Source organism: Corynebacterium sp. HMSC034A01, from assembly GCF_001838175.1.
Taxonomy (GTDB): domain Bacteria; phylum Actinomycetota; class Actinomycetes; order Mycobacteriales; family Mycobacteriaceae; genus Corynebacterium.
This window is the reverse complement of record NZ_KV835957.1, coordinates 2368-3439: the sequence shown is the minus strand read 5'-3', so window position 1 is coordinate 3439 and position 1072 is coordinate 2368. Positions and strand designations below refer to the sequence as shown.

The 1072-nt window shown below is 58.3% G+C and carries 1 protein-coding gene; it reads left to right on the top strand.

Annotation, left to right across the window (positions count from 1 at the left end):
* The coding region (locus HMPREF2791_RS05380) for an IS256 family transposase (protein WP_070844662.1) at positions 1-1009 on the top strand (1009 nt) is incomplete at its 5' end.
* Positions 1010-1072 lie beyond the last annotated feature (63 nt).

Sequence of the window (1072 nt, the reverse complement as noted above, 5' to 3'; positions counted from 1 at the left end):
CCACCGCGACCTCGACACCCGTGTCGGCACCATCGATGTCGCAGTGCCGAAGCTGCGCCACGGTGCATTCTTCCCAGAATGGCTGTTAGAGCGACGCTCACGAGCAGAACGAGCCTTATCGACTGTGATCGCCACCTGCTATCTCAAAGGGGTTTCCACCCGCAGGATGAACGATCTGGTGGCCACCCTTGGCATTTCCAACCTGTCAAAATCGCAAGTCTCGCGGATGTCGGAAGAACTCGACGAGATGGTCGCAGACTTCAGAAACCGCCCACTCGACCCCGGCGGGTACGCCTACCTGTCCTGCGACGCACTGACGATCAAAGTGCGCGAAGGCGGCCGGGTGGTCAAATGCTCAGTGCTGCTTGCCACCGGTGTCAACGCCGATGGCTACCGGGAAATGCTCGGCATGCACGTCGCCACTGCGGAATCCAACGCATCGTGGAAAGGCTTCTTCCAAGACCTCAAAGCCCGCGGACTTCGTGGTGTCTTCCTTGTCACCAGTGATGCCCACGAAGGCATCCAGCATGCCATTTCCGAAGTGCTGCCCGATGCCTCCTGGCAGCGGTGCCGCACCCACTTTGCCAAAAACCTCTACGAGAAAGTCCCCAAAATGCAGTGGCCGATGGTCTCTGCGATGTTCCAGACGATCTTCCAACAACCGGATGAGGAATCAACCTGGGCGCAAGCCCGTGAAGTTGTTGACTTGTTGGAGCCGAAGTTCCCCCAGGTTGCGGCGTATCTGGAGGAATCACTCGATGAGGTGCTGGCGTTTACCGCAGCGCCGAAACCAGTCTGGACGAAGGTGTGGTCAAACAACCCCACCGAGCGGTTAAACCGGGAGATCCGCCGGCTTGTTGGCGCCGTCCTTGCCGAGCAACACGACGATTGGATCCAACAAAAACGCTACATGTCACTATCCGCACTCGAGCACAGCAAACACCTCATGCACCAACCCAACCCCCACACAGGAGATGATCATGGCGACCACCACCAGCTAACCGCCTAACACAACCCCCCAACTTCATACCGAGCCGAACGGACAAACGGCTACACCACTACACGGGACTTG